17 protein-coding genes and 1 tRNA gene are annotated in these 18,663 nt (G+C 68.9%); 5 read left to right on the top strand and 13 right to left on the bottom strand.

Translation table 11 applies throughout. From position 1 onward, the window contains the following. Entirely contained in the window at window positions 1-1,815 is a 1,815-nt protein-coding gene (locus QE377_RS01430; protein ID WP_307318966.1) for a ribonucleoside triphosphate reductase, read from the bottom strand. Between the two features lie 258 nt (window positions 1,816-2,073). Here QE377_RS01430 and QE377_RS01425 point away from each other — a divergent pair, with 258 nt between their 5' ends. The 3 genes from QE377_RS01425 (at window position 2,074) to QE377_RS01415 (ending at window position 4,112) form a co-directional block, all read left to right on the top strand. After that, the gene (locus tag QE377_RS01425) at window positions 2,074-3,009 is read left to right on the top strand and encodes an NUDIX domain-containing protein (RefSeq protein WP_307318964.1); all 936 of its coding nucleotides are present in this window, start codon (window positions 2,074-2,076) and stop codon (window positions 3,007-3,009) included. Between the two features lie 6 nt (window positions 3,010-3,015). Further along, window positions 3,016-3,441, top strand: a complete 426-nt coding sequence (locus tag QE377_RS01420; RefSeq protein WP_307318961.1) for an SRPBCC domain-containing protein — start codon at window positions 3,016-3,018, stop codon at window positions 3,439-3,441. A gap of 80 nt (window positions 3,442-3,521) precedes the next feature. After that, window positions 3,522-4,112: a hypothetical protein gene (locus QE377_RS01415; RefSeq protein ID WP_307318958.1), complete on the top strand. Its 591-nt coding sequence runs from the start codon at window positions 3,522-3,524 to the stop codon at window positions 4,110-4,112. A gap of 148 nt (window positions 4,113-4,260) precedes the next feature. Here QE377_RS01415 and QE377_RS01410 read toward each other — a convergent pair whose 3' ends face one another. The 3 genes from QE377_RS01410 to QE377_RS01400 are packed head-to-tail and all read right to left on the bottom strand — an operon-like array spanning window position 4,261 to window position 6,567. Next, complete coding sequence (locus QE377_RS01410; RefSeq protein ID WP_307318955.1) at window positions 4,261-5,532, bottom strand: HNH endonuclease signature motif containing protein; 1,272 nt, start codon at window positions 5,530-5,532, stop codon at window positions 4,261-4,263. A gap of 42 nt (window positions 5,533-5,574) precedes the next feature. Further along, a complete protein-coding gene (locus QE377_RS01405; protein WP_234073156.1) occupies window positions 5,575-5,961 on the bottom strand; it encodes an RNA-binding S4 domain-containing protein in 387 nt (128 codons plus the stop codon). A gap of 24 nt (window positions 5,962-5,985) precedes the next feature. Beyond that, window positions 5,986-6,567: a GNAT family N-acetyltransferase gene (locus tag QE377_RS01400; protein WP_307318951.1), complete on the bottom strand. Its 582-nt coding sequence runs from the start codon at window positions 6,565-6,567 to the stop codon at window positions 5,986-5,988. 195 nt (window positions 6,568-6,762) lie between these two features. Between QE377_RS01400 and QE377_RS01395 the strand changes: the two genes are divergently transcribed. Continuing rightward, a tRNA-Pro gene (locus tag QE377_RS01395) sits at window positions 6,763-6,836 on the top strand. 638 nt (window positions 6,837-7,474) lie between these two features. Here QE377_RS01395 and QE377_RS01390 read toward each other — a convergent pair. The 9 genes from QE377_RS01390 to QE377_RS01350 all read right to left on the bottom strand — a co-directional run bounded on the left by QE377_RS01390 (window position 7,475) and on the right by QE377_RS01350 (window position 17,333). After that, complete coding sequence (locus QE377_RS01390) at window positions 7,475-8,839, bottom strand: hypothetical protein (RefSeq protein ID WP_307318948.1); 1,365 nt, start codon at window positions 8,837-8,839, stop codon at window positions 7,475-7,477. Window positions 8,840-9,283: 444 nt separating this feature from the next. Then, window positions 9,284-10,504 (bottom strand): site-specific integrase, encoded by a 1,221-nt coding sequence (locus QE377_RS01385; RefSeq protein WP_307318946.1) that lies wholly within the window; start codon window positions 10,502-10,504, stop codon window positions 9,284-9,286. Further along, complete coding sequence (locus tag QE377_RS01380; RefSeq protein WP_307318944.1) at window positions 10,491-10,706, bottom strand: AlpA family transcriptional regulator; 216 nt, start codon at window positions 10,704-10,706, stop codon at window positions 10,491-10,493. Before QE377_RS01380 ends, QE377_RS01385 begins: the two co-directional genes overlap by 14 nt. Continuing rightward, entirely contained in the window at window positions 10,703-11,314 is a 612-nt protein-coding gene (locus tag QE377_RS01375; RefSeq protein ID WP_307318941.1) for a hypothetical protein, read from the bottom strand. Before QE377_RS01375 ends, QE377_RS01380 begins: the two co-directional genes overlap by 4 nt. 77 nt (window positions 11,315-11,391) lie before the next feature. Beyond that, window positions 11,392-11,898 carry a single-stranded DNA-binding protein gene (locus tag QE377_RS01370; RefSeq protein ID WP_307318938.1) on the bottom strand — a complete coding sequence of 169 codons (507 nt, stop codon included), beginning with the start codon at window positions 11,896-11,898 and terminating at the stop codon, window positions 11,392-11,394. 76 nt (window positions 11,899-11,974) lie between these two features. Beyond that, entirely contained in the window at window positions 11,975-13,735 is a 1,761-nt protein-coding gene (locus QE377_RS01365; protein ID WP_307318936.1) for a type IV secretory system conjugative DNA transfer family protein, read from the bottom strand. A 61-nt stretch (window positions 13,736-13,796) separates the two neighbouring features. Beyond that, window positions 13,797-14,294 carry a hypothetical protein gene (locus QE377_RS01360; RefSeq protein ID WP_307318934.1) on the bottom strand — a complete coding sequence of 166 codons (498 nt, stop codon included), beginning with the start codon at window positions 14,292-14,294 and terminating at the stop codon, window positions 13,797-13,799. Beyond that, the gene (locus QE377_RS01355) at window positions 14,291-15,835 is read right to left on the bottom strand and encodes an ATP-binding protein (RefSeq protein WP_307318931.1); all 1,545 of its coding nucleotides are present in this window, start codon (window positions 15,833-15,835) and stop codon (window positions 14,291-14,293) included. The genes QE377_RS01360 and QE377_RS01355 overlap by 4 nt, the downstream gene beginning before the upstream one ends. 49 nt (window positions 15,836-15,884) lie before the next feature. Continuing rightward, entirely contained in the window at window positions 15,885-17,333 is a 1,449-nt protein-coding gene (locus QE377_RS01350) for an SCO6880 family protein (RefSeq protein ID WP_307318928.1), read from the bottom strand. Window positions 17,334-17,568: 235 nt separating this feature from the next. Between QE377_RS01350 and QE377_RS01345 the strand changes: the two genes are divergently transcribed. Continuing rightward, window positions 17,569-18,585 (top strand): PIN domain-containing protein, encoded by a 1,017-nt coding sequence (locus QE377_RS01345; protein ID WP_307318926.1) that lies wholly within the window; start codon window positions 17,569-17,571, stop codon window positions 18,583-18,585. The last annotated feature ends 78 nt before the right edge of the window (window positions 18,586-18,663 follow it).

The raw sequence follows: 18,663 nt of genomic DNA, 5'->3' as shown, positions 1-18,663 counted from the left end.
TCACACCGCCGCGGCGGCGAGGGAGCGCGACTCGGCGAACGCGACGCGCTCGGCGGCCTCGCCCTTCTTGCCCACGTTGAACGACGACACGGGGCGGAAGTAGCCCATGACCCGCGTCCACACCTCGCAGTCGGCACCGCACTCGGGGCACACGGTGTGCTCGCCCGAGCGGTAGCCGTGGCGGGGGCAGATCGAGAAGGTCGGCGTGATGGTGATGTACGGCAGCCGGAACTTCTCGAGCGCGCGACGCACGAGCGTCCGGCAGGCAGCCGCCGAGGAGACGGCCTCGCCCATGTAGAGATGCAGCACCGTGCCGCCCGTGTACTTCTGCTGCAGGTCCTCCTGCAGCAGAAGGGCCTCGAACGCGTCATCGGTGTAGCCGACCGGCAGCTGCGACGAGTTCGTGTAGTACGGGTTGTCGTCGGTGCCCGCGTGGCGGATGCCCTCGTAGCGGGCGATGTCGCTCTTCGCGAAGCGGTACGTGGCGCCCTCGGCGGGCGTCGCCTCGAGGTTGTACATCGTGCCGGTCGCCTCCTGGAACTCCACCATCCGGTCGCGGATGTGATCCAGGATGCGGGCGACGAGGGCGTGTCCCGCCTCCGAGGTGATGTCGTCCGTGTCGCCGGTGAAGTTGCGCACGAGCTCGTTGAGCCCGTTGACGCCGATCGTGGAGAAGTGGTTGTCGAGCGTTCCGAGGTAGCGCTTCGTGTAGGGGAACAGGCCCCCGTCGATGTGGCGCTGGATCACGACGCGCTTGGCTTCGAGGCTGTCGCGGGCGATCTCGAGCAGCTCGTCGAGGCGGGCGATGAGACCCGCCTCGTCGCCCGGGTGCAGGTAACCGAGGCGTGCGCAGTTCACGGTGACGACGCCGAGGGATCCGGTCTGCTCCGCCGAGCCGAACAGGCCGTTGCCGCGGGCGAGCAGCTGGGTGAGGTCGAGCTGGAGGCGGCAGCACATCGACCGGATCATGTGCGGGTCGAGGTCGGAGTTCACGAAGTTCTGGAAGTAGGGCAGCCCGTACTTGGCGGTCATGGCGAACAGGGCATCGACGGCGGGGTCGTCCCAGTCGAAGTCCTTCGTGATGTTGTAGGTCGGGATGGGGAAGGTGAAGGCCCGTCCATCGGCGTCGCCGGCGGTCATGACGTCGATGAACGCCCGGTTGATCATCGCCATCTCGGGGGCGAGGTCGCCGTACGTGAAGTCGCACACCCGGCCGCCGATCATCGGTCGCTGGTCGGCGAGGTCGTCCGGGCACGTCCAATCGAGGGTGAGGTTGGTGAAGGGGGTCTGGGTGCCCCACCGGGAGGGGACGTTGAGGTTGAAGACGAACTCCTCGATCGCCTGCCGGACGGTCTCGGCGTCGAGGGCGTCGAGGCGCACGAACGGTGCGAGGTACGTGTCGAACGAGCTGAACGCCTGGGCGCCCGCCCACTCGTTCTGGAGCGTCCCGAGGAAGTTCACCATCTGTCCGAGCGCGCTCGAGAGGTGCCGGGGCGCGGCGGAGGAGACCTTGCCCGGCACCCCGTTGAACCCCTGCTCGAGCAGGGTGCGCAGCGACCAGCCGGCGCAGTATCCGGCGAACATGTCGAGGTCGTGGATGTGGAGGTCGCCGTCGCGGTGCGCGGCACCCGCCTCCGGCGCGTAGACCTGGTCGAGCCAGTAGTTCGCGATGACCTTGCCCGACGTGTTGAGCATCATGCCGCCGAGGGAGTATCCCTGGTTGGCGTTGGCGTTGACGCGCCAGTCTCCGCGGGAGAGGTACTCGTCGATCGTGGGGGCGACGGGGATCGAGCGGGCGGTGGTGGACGTGGACATGCAGGCTCCTTCTAGCCGTGGGGTGAAGGTGATCTGCGGTGGTGTGACCACTGTATGTAGGGCTGTGGCGCGGTGTCGAACCCATATGTTGTGGAATAACAGTCCTCACCGGATTTCCCTGCCACGGGCGTTGTGGGTGCCCACAGTCCCGCGCGTCGGTCCCTGCCCCAACCCTGGTGCGGGTGTATCCGGCGGGTCGGCTTTCCCGAATGTGTCGACGGGCGCGTCGGCATCCTCGCGGTGTGCGAGGCTGTCAGCGTGACGATCGAACCCCCCGCCCCCGGAGAGCCGCGCCGGCCGCTGGGGCCGCGGGATCCGGGGGATGCCTGGGTCGTCGCGCCCACGGGAGAGCGCTACTGGGGTCGCTTCGGAGCCGCGGGGCTGCTCGCGGTCGACCCGGTGCGCGGCGTGCTGCTGCAGCACCGGGTGTCCTGGAGTCACCACGGCGGCACGTGGGCGCTGCCCGGGGGTGCGCGCCACGAGGGCGAGTCGGCTCTCGACGGTGCCCTGCGCGAGGCGACCGAGGAAGCGGGCGTTCCCGAGGGCGCGGTACGACCGCGGCTCATGAGCGTGTTCGACCTCGGCTACTGGTCGTACGCGACGGTCGTCGCGGATGTCGTGGACGCCTTCGATCCGGTCATCAGCGACCCCGAGAGCGTGGAGCTGTCGTGGGTGCCGGTCGCGGACGTCGACGACTATCCGCTGCATCCCGGCTTCGCTGCATCCTGGCCGCGGCTGCGTGAGCTGCTGGCCGTGCGGCCGAAGATCGTGGTGGATGCGGCGAACGTCGTCGGCTCGGTGCCGGACGGCTGGTGGAAGGACCGCGCGGGCGCGGCTGAGCGGCTCGTCGAGCGGCTTCGCGGCCTGGCCGTGCGCGGCATCGCCGGCGATGCCCTGGGATTGGCGGAGGACCGCTGGTACCCGGAGATCAAGGTCGTGCTGGAGGGGAAGGCCCGCGAAGCCGCGCCGGGCGGGGAGGTTCTCTACGCCGCCTCCTACCGGACTCCGGACGTGCTGGTGATCCGCGCCGAGGCCGCGGGCGACGACGCGATCGTCTGGACGGCGCGCGAGGAAGCGGAGTGGGGTGCTCGGGTCACTGTCGTTTCGAGCGATCGCGAGCTCGCAGCGCGCTGCGAGGCCGTCGGTGCCTCTGTGCGGGGAACGCGCTGGCTGCTGGACCTCCTCGAGGACTGAGCGCCGGTGAGTGCTGCGCGGGATTCCGTCTCCGTCGCACACGTGGTTGCGGCCACCCGGGATGTCGTCTGGCGCGCACTCACCGTCGATCGGGCGACGTGGTGGCCGGATCTGCGTTTCGACGCGGTGATCGGCGCGCCGCTCGTCGAGACCTGGATCGAGGCGGGGCGGCAGCGGCAGGCTCATGGGGTCGTCACGCGCTGCGAGGAGCCGGAGCTGCTTGCGTTCCGTTGGCGGGAGGACGGGTGGTCGGCGCCGCTCGAGGTGACGTTCCGTCTGGAACCTCATGGTTCGGCGACCTCCGTGACGATCACGGAGAGGGGCTTTCGTCTCGCGGATGTGCCGCCGACGCTCGCCGATGAGCACGAGGAGGGGTGGAGCTACCACCTCGCGCGACTGGCGCGGACGTGCGGAGCGCACGGAGACGAGTGATTCACCACCTCGTGCGGCTGGCGCGGGCGTGAAGAACATCGGATGATCGAGGCGTACCGACCCCGGATCGAATGGACCCCATGAACGATCAGCCCTCTGCTCTGCTGCGCGCGGTTCGTGCCGCAGGCCTGCTCGCCGATCCCGTCGAGGAGGAGGGAGTCGTCCGCGGACCCGCGCGCCTTACCGCCGCCGGCTACGACGTGTCGATCAATCTCGGCCCCGAGCCAGAGTTCGATCCCCTCGACGACGAGGTGGGCACCGAGTCCGTCGACCCTGCCTCGCTTATCGCAGCGGCGGAGGCGTTCCTCACCATGAGTGCCCCACAGTGGAATCGCCTGCTCGACGAGATCCTTGAGGAGATCGAGGAGGGATTCGAGACCGTGGTCGGGCGTCGGGTGGGGCGCGACGACCTCGCGATCGAGTGGGTGGCGGTCGTTCCGGACGTGTACCTGGTGTCGTTCCCCGTGCCCCGCGAATCGCCCGAGGCCTTCATCCGCGCGCAGCTCGACGCCGACTTCCGGCTCGACGAGCTGTACGTCGACGACGGCCCGGATGATGACGACGACGCGGACGACGATGACGATGACGACGACGCGGTCGAGTTCGCCTCGCTCGAAGCGCTGCTCGATGAGCTCAACGGCAAAAACGGTGCCGACGGGAGGAAGGCCTGATCGCACGCCGCGACACGCTCTCCGTACCCGTACCCGTACCCGTGAGCGTGTCCGTGCGCGGGCGACCGTGAGTCTCGTCCTACGGCTTTCGGGCCCGTTGCGGGCTGGACCTCTCTTCATCATCAGGGCGCCACCGGGCTGACCTTCGCTAGAACGGCGGGTCGGCCGCATCCGTGAAGACGACGCGGGATGCGGGGGAGTCGCGGTGCTGTCGGCCCTGCGGGCTGGTCCACTCGAGAACGCCGTCGGGCCCGAGCCTGACGCGCCACGGTGTGGCGTGTTTGAGCGAGTGATGTCGGCGGCAGAGGTGCGCGAGATTGTCGACGTGCGTGGTTCCGCCGTGCGCCCAGTCGACCGTGTGGTCGATGTCGCAGCGGTGGGTGGGCATGCGGCACCCGGGGAAGCGGCACCGCTCGTCGCGCACCCGCAGCAGGCGCCGCTGGTCTTCGCTGGGCCGGTACCGGTCGACGCCCTCGACGTTGCCGGTGACCGGATGCGTGAGAACCCGCGTCCATGCGGCGGCACCCCCGGCGAGGCGGCGGGCGCTCTCAGCGTCGACGGGGCTGACCCCGACGAGCTCGGCGCCCGCATCCGTCGTGCCGAGGAGCGTGGTGGCGGGGATCGTGATGCGCACGTGCGCGTGCACGGCGTCGATACCCGGGTGTGGGGCGTCGGCGGTGTCGGCGGCGGTCGAGGTGAGCAGGAGATCGCTGAGGATGTCGGCGCGCAGCTGGTCGATCGTGCGCGGATCGGTTTCGGGGTCGTGGGCGTCGCGCACGAGGTGCGCCATCCGCGTGAGGCGATCGTGGGCGCCGTGAGCCTCGATGACGGGCAGGACGGCGGTGAGCTCGGCCATGCCGTCGGGGAGGTCGCGTACGAAGACGCCGCGCTGCATGCGGGCCTCGCGGTGGCGTTCGGTGAGCGGACGCTGCTGCGCCTGCTCGGCCAGCCGGCGGAGGATCGGGCGCAGACGGTTGACGGACATCTCGGAGGCGGCCGCGGCGGCACGATCGTCGTATGCCGTGAGCTCGCGTCCGTCGAGCCCGGCGGACGCCTCGTGGATCGCGCGCAGGTGCCGGCGCGAGATGCGACCCTCGGCCAGGGCGGCGAGGGAGCGCGGCAGCCGGCGGGCGATGTCGGCGGCGTCGTGCAGCTCGTTCTGCATGCCGCGGTCGTTCGCGTGCAGGGCGGTCGCGAACTCCGCGGCGATGTCGCGCAGCGGCATCTCGTGCGCTCGGGCCGACGGATCGGACAGACGAGAGGTGCGGTCGGCGGCGATCTGGCGGGCGGTCGCGAGCAGGTTCAGCTCGAGTGCTTCGAGCGCGGCGATGGATGCGCGGGTCTTCTCGAGACCGGCGAGCAGGCCCTCGAGCATCGCCGCTTCGGCGTCCTCGGGGCTCATCGCCGCTGCATCCTTCATGCCTGAAGTCTGGCACCGACCTCCGACATCGCCGGGGCGTGATCAGTCGTCGGCGGAACGCCCCCGCAGCCGGTCGATATCGCGCCGTTCGCGCTTGGTCGGACGCCCCGCGCCGCGGTCTCGGACCGGGACGAACGCGGTCAGCTCGCGCGGCGGAGGCGGGGGAGTCTTGTCTTCCGCGGCGAGGGCGGCGAGGGGTGCGCTGACGCGCTTCACGATGGTCTGACGCACGACGAGAATGCGGTCGAAACCGGCGATCCGCACGCGCACCTCGTCGCCGGGGCGCACGAGCTGCGCGGCCTTGGCGCGGTCGCCGCCGATGCGGACGTGGCCGGCGCGGCAGGCGGTCGTGGCGGCGGATCGCGTCTTGTAGACGCGGACGGCCCAGAGCCACGAGTCGACCCGAACGGGGGATGCCGCATCCGTCATCCCTCCATCCTGGCGGATGCGGGCTCAGCCGAGGTCGAGCGCGACGATCGGCCGGTCGGCGCGGGGTCGCGCGGTCTCGACGAATCCCGCCTCGAGGAATGTCGTCAGCGCACCGTGGAAGAGTTCATTCGACGAGGTCTTGGTCTCGGCGGTGTCGACCGGGTAGGCCTCGACGAGGCGCGCGCCGTTCTCGCGCGCGAAGGCGACGGCCGCGTCGAGGAGGCGACGGGTGAGGCCCTGCCCGCGGAACTCTTTTCGCACGGAGAAACAGCTGATGGCCCAGGTGCTGGCGTCGGTCCAGGGTTCGGGGGAGGTCTTGCCGTAGAGCTTCGTGCGCGCGAGCCGTTCGTGGTCGGGCCGGAGCCCCACGCGCACCCAGCCCGCGCCGACGCCGTCGACCGTGGCGACGAGCCCCGGCGGGGTGGATGCGGCCGTCTCCTCACGCAGGAGGTCGGTCTTCTCCTCGACGCTCAGCGCGCTGAAGCGGCTGCCCGGCATCATCCACCACTGGCATTGACACGCCCGGCCGTCGCCGCCGCCGGTGAGGGCGTTCTCGACCTCGTCGAAGCGTGCGCTCGTCGCGGGAAGCACCTGGATCTCGCTCATGCCGCGACCGTACTCCCGGCCGTGGACACACATCCAGCGCTTGCGCCGCCCGCCGCGTTCGCGGCACGCTCTCGGACCGGCTAAGATGGTTGAGTTGCCCGCGCGCGGGCGGCTCCGGGATGTGGCGCAGCTTGGTAGCGCACTTGACTGGGGGTCAAGTGCGGTAACGGCTGTTTCCGGCCGAAAAGTGAACAACGGGATGTGGCGCAGCTTGGTAGCGCACCTGACTGGGGGTCAGGGGGTCGCAGGTTCAAATCCTGTCATCCCGACGGAAAAGCCCTGATGAGAAGCCAATTCTCGTCGGGGCTTAGTCGTTCGTCTTGGAGGGTGTACGCGGACCGTGAGTGGCTGAGGCGCCCGCCGTCGTGATGCTCTCGAAGCGCCCTGTTACGAAGCGCCGGGACACCGCCGGGACACGGATGCCGTGTGGGTGCTTCGTGAAGTGGATCATCGGCCCAGTGCCGGACGCCCGACGCCTCGTGTCCGGGCAGGGCTTGGGTGCCGTTCTTGAGCGTCGAGGAAGGCGTTGGCTTGCGCGGCGGCGGAGGTGAGGTGCCGGGTGTCTGGGTGCAGGTAGCCGCGGGTGGTCTCGATGGATTTGTGCCCGACGATGCGTTGCGGCACGTGCAGGGGGATGCCTGCGTCGGCCCATCCAGGTCGCGCCGGCGCGCCGGAGCCCGCATCGAGTCAGTGAGGGCAGGCCGCGCTTGGCGGCGAGGTCGTCCCGCCTGGTTGCGTCCCGCACGCCCGCTGTGGTGAGGACGCCGACTCAGGGGCCGCGCAGCAGTCTTTCGTCGGGCCCGCGGTCCGTTGTCAGACGCTCCAGCACTGGCGAGTGAGCGCGTGAGCGCGTTCACTCGCTTCGAGCAGGATCGTGCGCGCCGTGAACGATGGTCTACGGACACCCTCAGTAGTGCGACACGATCTCCGTCGTGCTCGACACGAGGTGACCGGCGGGGAAGACCTGCTTGCGCAACCCATCCTCTTCGAAGACATGTGCGGCTCCTGGGAACGCCTCGAAGGGAAGGGGATTGAGTGCATTCGGATTGTGGAAGACGGTGAAGCCGTCGATCCAGTCTTCCTCGTAGCCGGGAGTCACCATCTGCGAGAAGGCTTCCTCAACACCCGTGTTGTCTTTCGAGAAGCGTCGCCCCTCGTGCTTCACCGCCACACTCGGATCGCCCATGCCCGCCGCGATGCCCATGCGGTTGAACTTGGTCAGTGTTCCAGCCGCATTGAATGCGACAGCGCTGACGTGCTCCGAGTCGGGCAACTTGAAGAAGCCCGAAGGGAACTCCTTCGTACCCCACTTAATCTGAACAACCGGCACTTCAACCCTTCGCATCTTGCCCTCGCTCTCCACGTCTTCGATGCGCACACCGTACAGGTACTCATAGAGGGCCGATTGGCTCCAAGTCATAGAGAGAGGATGGTGGAAATCTTGGATCGCGATGACGAACGGGAGGGTCAGATCCAAGCCCTCGCGGGTCCAGTACCCTTTGTCGTTCAGCTTCTCCCACAGCCGACCCGAGAACCGAGTCGGCAGGTAGTTGTGCACGTACTCGAAGATGTCCTCCTCGGTCACGGGGAGCGGGACTACCTGATTGGTAGGGGGCGGGTTCGAGGTGGTTGCCTCCACGTAGAAGTCGCCGATGATGCCTCGTGCCAAGAAGTCAGGCGCAGGCTTAGGCTGCTCTACCCGGTGGCCCGCCTCCCTCAGCACGGCCCACAAGTAGAGTTCCCAGACCCGCGCATCGAAGCCGGTCGTCTGAAACTGCTCGATGTAGGAGCCGTCCTGGTTCTCGTACCAGCGCATCGCGACCTCGATCAGCCGCTTCGCCGCAATGGCATTCCGGCTGTCACGAAGGTACTTGAAACGTTCGTGCAGCTTGCTCTCCTTCGCCACCTTCGCAAAGAAGTCCACCGAAGGCTTCTCATCGCCCTGTGCTCGCTCGTCGTCGTAGTCGTTGTGAACACGAGCCATGCTCGCCGCAGTCCGCTCTACGGCCTCACGGATGTCCGCGTGATCCTGAAGGATCTCCACGCCGCGGTACCTGCCAGCGAGGTCCGGAGCGATGACGGCGCTGTGTAGATCCTTGTCGGTGAGGTCCAGAAAGATCGTCCCGAAGACTCGCGCGGGTTCAATCTCCAGCCACTCAACCTCTTTGATCGGCGGCAACCCTCCAGGTCCGCGCGCCCAGACCACGTGAGCGTTGAACCGCTGCTCGGACACGGCTCGAATCTCGACGGGCTCTACTTCTTCGTTCCCCACCGGGCACCCCCTTGTTGGTCACCTTAGGCTGCGGCGGGTTGGGCCACCTGTCGGTGCCCGCACTTCGACCTGTGCCTGTTCCAAAACGATCGTTGTCGGCGGGCTTGATGAGAGCAACGCCCAGGTGCGCGACACGCCGAAGAGTAGTCCGCCGAAACCGCCTGCCGAAACCGAATCGCGCCGGAACACTGGCAATACCGTTTTTCGGCATGGCACATGGAGTCGGCTACGCGCGGGGCGAAGGTTCACATCTTGTCATCCCGACGGAGATGCCCCGAGGAGACGTTATTTCTGGTCGGGGCTGCGTCGTTCGTACCGGATGGTTGACGCGGACCTCAATGAACTGAGCTCCGTCGCCTCGCGACGTCGAGGCTGAGGCGCGTTGCCAAGCGCCGGACACCGCCGCCGGGACACCAGAGCGGAACTCGCGACCCGTGGAGTTGGTCAACGCTGCGGTGAGCGCCGTGTCTCGGGAGCGCGCTGCGCGGATACTGGCTGCTGTTCTTGAGCGTCGAGGAATGCATTGGCCTGCTTGGCGGCGGAGGCGAGGTGCCGGGTGTCGGGGTGGAGGTAGCCGCGGGTGGTTTCGATGGATTTGTGCCCGAGGATGCGTTGCAGCACGTGCAGCGGGATGCCCGCGTCGGCCATCCAGGTCGCTCCGGTGTGGCGGAGCCCGTGCCGGGTGAGTGAGGGCAGGCCCAAGCCGGTGACGAGGTCGTCCCATTTGGTCGCGTCGCGCACGCTCGCTGTGGTCAGGACCCCGCCGCGGGGGCCGCGCAACAGGCGTTCATCTGGCTCGCGATTCTCCGTGAGGCGTTCCAGGACCGGCTTGAGTGCGTTAAGGATGGGCACCGGGCGCCCGGCTCGTCCTTTCGTCTGCTTGGTGACCAGTCCGCCGGAGCCGGGGTAGGTTTGCCGCTCGATGGTGACGATGTTCGTGTCCCAGTTGACGTCGCCGACGCGGAGGCCGGCGATCTCCGACCCGCGGGAGGCGAGCAGCGCGCTGAGCATGACGAAGTCCGAGTAGCTCTGGTGCACGAGGCCGCACGCCTGGGCGAGCCGGTTGAGTGTTGCGAGATCCGGGAGCGCGTGCGCGCGGGGCGAGGTTTGTTCGGCGGGGACGATCAGCGCCGATTTGCCGAGGCTTCGTCGGGAGCGGTTGCGGGCGGGGTTGCTGGCGAGCACGTCGTCGCGCACGGCTTCGTCGAGGACTCGCACGAGCGGGGCGATGGTGTTCTTGATCGTGGAGGGGGAGTGCGTCTTCTCCCAGTCGTCGATGGTGCGGTCGATCATGCCCGCGGTGATCTGGGAGAGCGGCAGGTGCCCGAGCGCGGGGAGGACGCGCAGCCGCAGCCCGACCTTGTATCCGTCGGCCGTCGAGGTCGGGTCCAGACCGCGTGTCCATCGGTCGCCGATCGTGGCGAGGTAGTCGGTGAAGGTGATGCGCCGGTCGATGCCGATCTCCGAGGAGCGCCGCAGGTCGTTGAAGAATGCTTCGGCGGCGTCTTCGTCCGGCACGACGAGCGCGCGGACGACACGTCGCCTCGTCTGCGGGTCGATCCACCGTGCGCGGGCACGGATGCCGGAGGCCCGGTACTCAAGATCGGTGGTGACCTTCACCCCGAACGGCGGGACCGGCGGCGGTGCACTCTCAGCGCTGCTCATCGGCGAGCAGCGCTGAGAGCCACGCGTCGACGGCGTCGAGCCGGTACCGGATGACCCCACCGCCCAGGCGCAGGAACGGCGGGCCTTTCTGGTCGGTGCGCCATCGGGACAGGGTCGACTCCGAGACCTTCAGGTAGGCGGCGACCTCTCGGCTGTCGAGCAGAGGCGACACGAGCGCCGGCCCGGGGTCCGTGTCGTTCATGGTCGATCGCTCCAGTCCGTGTTCACGATCTCCTGGACCGTTGCGGCCTGCTCCTGCTGGCGGGCTTTCACCTGCTCCTCGACGAACGCGAGGAAGTCGTTGGTCCGCGCGGTGACGGGCGTCTCGGCCGTGACTTGCTCGGCCCAGTTTTCGGCTTCTCCGCCGGGCCAGGGGGTGATGCGGGTGGGACGGTCGCGGTCGAGTCTCGTCCCGGAGATGGTCACCCAGTCCCGCAGCCGCTCCCGGGTGGTGGCGAAGTCGTGGTGCCACGCGAGCGCCTGGTTGCCCTTGGCTTGCGGGTCGTAGCAGAAAAGCCAGTGCTGCCGGAGTGCGGAGAGCTCCCAGAGCAGCTCGGGGTGGCGGTGCCACATGGGCGGGATGATCTGGGCGGGCAGTCCGTACTCGTGGCGGAGCCAGTCGACCCAGGCGTTGATCTCGAGCAGTTCATGCTCGAGATCGTCGGGCGGCAGGGTGCGCCAGTTGATCGGTCGGGGCACTTCACCGAGGACGTCGTTGATGTGCTGGGCGTACTGCTGCTCGACGATCCGGCGCACCTGGTCGCCGGGATCGTCCGCAAGCGGCATCTCGGGGTCATTCTCGTCGGGCATGTCGATCCTTCACGTCGAGAGGGAAGCGGGAAGGGTGCCGCCGGCGGGTGGCTGCGGGGCCGCCGGCGGCACCCGGCTCATCGGGCGACCGCTGCGCGATCGACCTGGGCGGCACCACCGTTTCCGGCGGCGGCCTCGGTCTGGAGGGCCTGCTCGCGCTGTGCGAGCGCGACGGCAGCCGGGTCCCTTTCCCCGGCCGTCCGCTCCGGCGCCTCACGGTCCGCGCCGGTGCGCTCCTGGCGGGACCGGTCGACGGTGTAGGTGGTGCGGTTGTTGTCGTGGCCGATGCGGGAGGCGATGAACTGTTCGCGCTGCTCGCCCTGGTACTCGCGGGTGTTGCTGCGGCCCTCGGCGATGAAGTTGTCGCCCTTCTGGAACTTCTCCGCCGCACGCTGGGCGGCCCTGTCGAACATCACGAGGTCGGTGAACTGCGAGTCGAGTTGCGTGAACGAGCCGTCCTCGTTGCGCTGGAACTGCTCGATGCCGACGCGGGCGTAGAAGCGGTGCCCGCCGCCGGTGGTCTCGGTCAGCTGCGGATCGGTGGCGATGAACCCCGACAGGGCCTCGCGCGTGGGAATGGCCATGAACCCTCCTTCAAGGTCTTGATCGGTCGCCCGCTGATGCGGGGTCACCAGTCAGGTACGCCTCGCGACCGGCAGGTCACGCTCCTGCCCGAAGGAGCCGTTCCACCGCTGTGCGGTCCTGGTTCAGCTGCGCGGCGTCGGGTCGCCGCGGCCAGGGACGCAGGGTGGTGATGATCGGGCGGGCGGTGCGCAGCATGACCACGCCGGTACCGAACGGCAGGGTGCGCAACACGTCGGGCGGGAGGATCGGCACACGTCGCACCGACCGCTGCATGGAGTGCGCCCCGTACGCGTCGGTGGTCACGCTGTCGGTGGTCTCGTCCCGATCTCCGATGAGGGTGGACAGGTCTTGCAGATCGCGGGAGTTGGACGCGCCGCCGAGGATGACTTTGACGATGGACGCGTCCCAGATCGCGTTGGCGGCGTTCTCGCCCCATCCCTCCCGCGCCTGGGCGAGGGACTGGAGCACGGGGAGGGTCGTGATCCCGGTGCCGCCGCCTTCGGCCATCAGCGTGGGAAGGCACGGCAAGGGCGACAGGTTGCCGATCTCGTCCAGAGCGAGCAGCAGCGGCGGGTCCATCCGGGCGCCAGGCGAGCGTGCGGCGATCTTGCGGGCCGCCTCAACGAGGTCCTCGATGAACGCGGCCACCAGCGCCGCCGATGCTCCCGCACCGGCGCCGGTGGCGAGCAGGTAGAGGGTGCCGCCGGCGCGCAGGAAGGATTCCGGGTGGAACTCCTCGCCGACGGCTGGGGACACGGCGTCCAGCACGCGGGGGTCGGCGAGGGCGGCGAGGGCGAGAGAGACGCCTTGCCAGATCGAGTCGCGGGTGCGGGGATCGGCTTGCACCATCGCGTCGAGGGAGTCCGCCCACCCGTCGGCGGCGCCGGGATGCGTGGACAGGATGCGGACGGCATCTCCTGCCAACGTGGGGTTCAGTGCCCACTGGTAGAGCGTGCGGGCGTCACGGCCGTCGAGCGCGGCGGCGTGGAGCAGCGCCTGGATGGCGGAGGTGGTCTTGCCTTCCCAGAAGCCGGCGTCCTGGACCCCGCCGAACCCGGTCGAGGTCGCCAGTCCCTTGGCGCGGATCATCGCGGTGAGCGGGTCCTGGCAGCCGCGCACCGGCGACCATCGCATCCCCGCCGACAGGCCGGGCGCCAGTTGCTGCGGGTCGAACACCGCGACCGGACCGGTGCGCTCTCGTGCGCGCAGGGTCGCGGTGAGGTTGTCGGGGCGCGTGGAGGTCGTGATCACCGCGCCGGGCGCGTCGAGGATGCTGTTGATGACCACATGCAGGCCCTTCCCGGATCGGGGCGGGCCGATGAGCAGGATGCTGTCTTCCACGGTCGCCCACACCTGCCCGCCCTTGCTCGTCCCGAGCAGGTAGCCGACATCGCCCGGCTCTGGCTTGCCGGTCAGAGACGGGCGGAGCGTGTTGGCGCGCTCGACGAGGGCTCTCCCGGAGGCGACGCGGGCGACCTCGGCGCCGGTGGCGGTGCCGGCGAGGTGGTGCGGGTTGGTCGCGGCGCGGGCGCGGCTGATCGCGCGCCACGCGAACACGCCTGCCGCCGTCAGGATGCCCAGCAGCAGGAGCACGACGGCCCAGTACGCGAACGGGTTCAGGCCCGGCGTCCCGAGCGCGGTGCCAGGGTCCGCCGGGGTTGCGAGAACGCCGAGCCCGTCGGTGATCCCGGCGGTGGGTTGTGGCTGCCCGGTGAGGAATGCGGCGATGCTGCCGGAGAGGCCGAGCACACCGCCGAACGCGACGACGGCGAGCAGGCCGCCCAATGCGATGTTCACGAACGCGTCGTTGGCGGGACGAGGCTGGGCAGGAGGCATGGCTGGGTGTCCTTCCTGACCTCGCCGCGTGTCGGCGAGGTCAGGAGCCAGGTGCGGACGTTCAGTCGATGGGCCGCACCGCGGTGGTGCCGGAGATCCGTCCGAGCAGGACCAGCTCGCCGGTCACCGTGGCGTGTTCGGCGCGGTCCAGCAGCGCCCGGGCGGTGCCGTTGCCGGCCGCTGAGGTGTGGCGCAGCACGAGCGCGATGGCGACGTCCTCCCCGGGCACGAAGCCCTCCGCAGTGAACTCGACGAGCTCCGGGCGCGCCCGGTCGAGTGTCTCGTCGGGTATAGCCGGATCGTTCGGTTCGGGGGTGAGGATGTCGGCGTAGACGCTGCCGTCGAGCTCACGCACCTCCACTCGGGTCGGGCTGGCGAACCGGGCGACGAGCTCGGCGATCACCGCTCCCAGCCCGTCTCGGCGCGTAGGCGTCGCCGGGAGCCGCTTGCCGTTCACTGTCAGGAGGACATGCTCGGCGGAGACGACCTCGGCGATGATCTGCGGCAGCACCGGCGGGACCGGTCCCGCCGGCTTGGGCTGGCGTCGGCGCCCGATCACTGGTCCCTCCCTGCACCGCCATGGAGCGGTGCCCGGACCGGCCGGTCGTCGGTGGGATCGAGCATCCGGGACCGAGTGTCGAAGGCTTGCAGCTCAGCGGGATGCAGTTGATGCTGGACGACGAAGGAGGATTCCTTGATGCGCCACAGCCCCTGCCCGGTGCCCAGCGAGGGCAGCAGTTTCCGTTCTGTTCCGGTGAGCCCGAGTGCCTGCGCGGTCGCGCCGAGCTGGTCGGATTCCTGGCGGTAGATGATCCTGGTCTCGGCGTTCGCGAGCAGCGAGGACGCCAATGCGCGCATCGCCGAGCCTTGGTCGCCGACGTTTTCGAGGTCGCTGAGCTTGTGGAAGATGAGCAGGTTGGCCAGGCCGTAGTGCCTCGCGAGCCTCCAGTGGGCGTCCATGCGGCGCAGCAGCGACGGGTGGGACATGAGTCGCCACGCCTCGTCGTAGACGACCCACCGTTGCCCGCCGTTCGGGTCCAGCAGCGCGGACTCCATCCATGCGGACGAGCACGTCATCAGCACGCTGATCAGCGTGCTGTTCTCCACGACGCGGGACAGGTCCAGCGAGAGCATCGGCAGCGACGGGTCGAACCGGACGGTGGAGGGTCCGTCGAACAGGCCGGCGAGGTCACCGGCGACCAGGCGTCGCAGTGCGTGTCCGACCAGCCGTCCGTCCTCACCGAGGCGCCCGTCATCGTCGTCGGTCCGGTCGGGGGCGAGGATGCGGTCGACCACCATGGGCAGGATCGGTACCGAGCTCTGCGAGACGGTGGCGCGTAGGGCGACGTCGATCGCGGTGTGCTCCAGCGGCGTCAGCGACCGCTCCAGGACCGTCTCCGCGAGCGCGCCGATCAGATCCCTCCGGCGGGCGGCGACTGTCGTGGCCCACTCGTGGTCGGCGATCCCGGCTGGCCGGTAGCCCTCGTCGAGGGGGTTGAGGCGGGCGCCGAGTCCGTGGCCGAGGATGATCGCCTTCCCGCCGGCCGCTTGCGCCACGGGGGTGTGTTCGCCTTTCGGGTCGCCGGGGACGTACACGCGCCTGCCGAACGCGATCGACCGTGTATAGAGCGACTTCGCGAGGCTGGATTTGCCGCTGCCGACGATCCCGGCCAGCACGAGGTTGGGGGCGGTGATGATGCCGCGCTGGTAGAGCACCCACGGGTCGTAGACGAACGACCCGGAGCTGTAGAGATCCTGACCGACGAACACCCCGCTGGAGCCGAGACCGCCCTCGGCGAGGAACGGGTACGCGCCCTGCAGCGTGGCGGAGGTGTCCTGGTGCGCCGGGACACGGAACCGGCGCGGTGAGCGCAGCGCTGCCGGCCCTGACTCGCCGCTGCGCGGCAGGTAGGTGGTGGCGCGAGCTTCGGCCCGCTCGGTCTCGTACCGTGCTTTCGCTTCGGCGCGGGTGGTGGCCTGGTCCTGGGCGAGGACCTGACGGGCGGCGCGCTGCCGCTGCCGCCGCGCCTTCCGGTCGCCCTTGCCGGTCTCGACCAGCACGGTCGAGTACAGCTTCCTGCGGGTGTCGTCCGTGCCCATGCGTCCACCGTTCCTTTCGCTCCCTGTGATTGCGGGGGTCAGGTGCGGCTCACAGACCGCGGCCGAGCGGCAGCGCTGCGGCGACGAACGCCTGTGCTTGCTGGCCGACCAGCAGGCGGGTCTCGCAGGAGGCCTGGATCGCGGCCTGTTCGATCGCGGCGACCGCGGCGTCGAGCTCGTCCACGCTCGGTGCGGAGATCGCGATCAGCCCGGTGTAGCGCAGCACCCCGTGTCCGGCGGTGAGGTCCGCCTCCTGCTGCAGCACGTCGGCGTACTCCGCGGACTGCGAGGCGTCCTCGATCTGCCCGATCCGTTGCCGCTGGGCGGCATCGGAGACGTACTCGGTCTTCTTCTTGCGGATGTCCCGTGCGGCCTGGTCGGAGCGGACCGGGTCGTACAGCAGCGTCACCGCGCGGCGGATGCCGCTGGAGAGCAGGATCGGGGCAAGGAACCCCGGGTAGACCTGGGATCGGGGCCACTGCGACACCCACAGCACCGCGTGGTGGGCGGAGTCCGATCGCAGCCTGCTCCAGGTCTCCTCGACCGCGACAGGGCCGGCGGTGGCGAGGTCACGGCCGATCTCGGCGGCGCGGTCAAGGGTGGCGGCGACCTGCGGGTCGTAGGCGGTGCGAAGCATCACCGCGAGATCACCGGGCGTGTACCGGTCCGACGGTTTGAGGTCGGCGGCGCGCAGCGCGGTGGTCAGGGTGTGCATCTCCTGCCGCAGCACTTCGGCGGCGCCCTTGATGCCGCCCCCAGCGGCGCGGATCTGCCGTCCGGCGGCGCGCATGTCCAGGGCGAGCGAGAGGGTGGTGATGTGGCGTTCTCCGGCGGGACCGGCGCGTTCGATCAGCTCGGCGTAGGTCTGCGCGACCCAGGAACCGTCGTCGCGGCCGTGCTCGCTCCACCACTGCGACAGTCCGGAGCCGGAGTCGGGGACGGTGCGCTCGAGGACCTGCACGCGGGCGATCCGACCGGACCGGCACACCGTGGACAGCACCCGGCCCCAGCCGTGCACGCGCCGCTCCTGCTCGCGGGGGTCCATCAGGACGAACGCGGAGTGGGTGACCTCGAGGATCGCGGTGAGGGTCTGCGCGTGCGGGTCGTGCACCATCACGGCCCCGGACTCGGGATCCTCGTACTGCCGCAGGGGCGCCGCATCGCCGGGCAGAGCCAGGGTCCCCGCGGGGCGCGGTTTCACGATCCGGCGCCGGTATGCGGTCTGGCGTGCGGCTTTGCGCCAGACCCAGTGTGCGGTGATCGGCACCCACTCGATCAGCTTCCGCCCGCCCACGCCCACGACGGCCAGCACGGCTGCGGACAGCCAGACCGGTGCCGTGTACAGGGCAGCGGGGCCGCCGGTGTAGAGCGCGGCGATGAACACGACCGCGCCGGTGGCCAGGGCGATCACCTGCGGCAGGGATAGTCCCAGGATGATCCCGCGGGTGGTGAGACGGGAGAACTTCACCGGGCTCAGCTCGTAGTCGGTGGCGGCCATGACGCTCCTTCGGGCGACGGTGTGGTCGTCTGGCAGGTACGGACCACCTACGATCTCCGCGACATGTCTTCGTTCTTCGTCGCGGTTGGGCGGTCATGCGGTCCGAGGCAGCCTGCCGCAACGGAGGAGGAGAGGCAGGGGCTCCTCTCGCTACAGTGAGAGCGACGGTCCGCGTGCAGGCCTAACCCAGTGGGCGCTTTCGGAATCAGTACATCCGACGTTGTAGTCGGGACTCGTGGAGAGAAAATTGCTTGTCGTTGTCGACGCCAACGTGATCATCAAGGACCCGCTCTTGCGTGACCGCAAGTGGCAGGTAGCGCGTGATGCCATTAGCGCGGACCGTCTGCGGCTGGTGATGCCAGATGTTGCTCGACTGGAGGCAGTCGGAGGATACCGCCGTGACCGTCAGGAGAAGGTCCGACAGGTGAAAAGCATCATCCGGCAATCGACTGATCGAGCGAAAGCTGCGGCGGAAGGGCTCATCCAGGTCTATCTGGAAGAGAGCAACAACTACGAGTCGATCCTGGATGACCGCCTCCGCGAGGTCGGGTTCGAGATTCCAGGGCCCTCTGAACGCACCCACCTCGAGATCGCCGAACGCGCAGTGAACCGTCTGCCTCCGTTTGATGAGAGTGGGGGCGGATACCGCGACACGTTGCTCTGGCTCACTGCTCTTGAGCAGATCGCCGAGCCACCGTTTGACAATCTGATCCTCGTGTCCGATGACGGTGTATTCACGAAGCGAATGAGCGCCCTTGCCGAGGAGCTACAACGCGAGACCGCGGCCGAACTGACTGTGGTGCGCTCTATCGGTAACGTCGAGTTCCCTGGGGAGTATGAGACCGGCGACTTTGACCTGTCTAGCATCGACGTCGATACCTCAGAGATTGTCAAGATGATCAAGGATGGTCTCCCGGGTATGGACATCACGCGATGGAGCCCGCCGGGCCCCGACCACGCGGAAGTCCAGCAAGTTGATCGCGTAGATCTTCTGGCCGGAACCATCGACGTCAGGAAGCGCTACGGCTCCAGTGTTTACGAAGTCAGCGCCGATGCGATCGCAGACATCGACGCTCGAGTACTCGTCATCCATGACAGCTACGGCCAGGATGTGGATTTCTCAGAGATGTCGGCGCGATGGGATCTGCATGTGCGTTGGCGAGGTGAGACTGAGGGCGAACGGACGCGGCTTAGTGAGGAGAGCACCGTTGAGGTGATCGGACTGGACGAGCGCAGGAGCCCAGGGCGCTGATCGCACCGTGCTCCATGGATTTGTCATGTCGAAGCTCTGAACCTTTGGTGGCCGGCAATCGGATCTTCCGCTGCGGTC

Source organism: Microbacterium sp. SORGH_AS_0862 (assembly GCF_030818795.1).
Taxonomy (GTDB): Bacteria; Actinomycetota; Actinomycetes; order Actinomycetales; family Microbacteriaceae; genus Microbacterium.
This window is presented reverse-complemented; position numbering and strand designations above follow the sequence as displayed.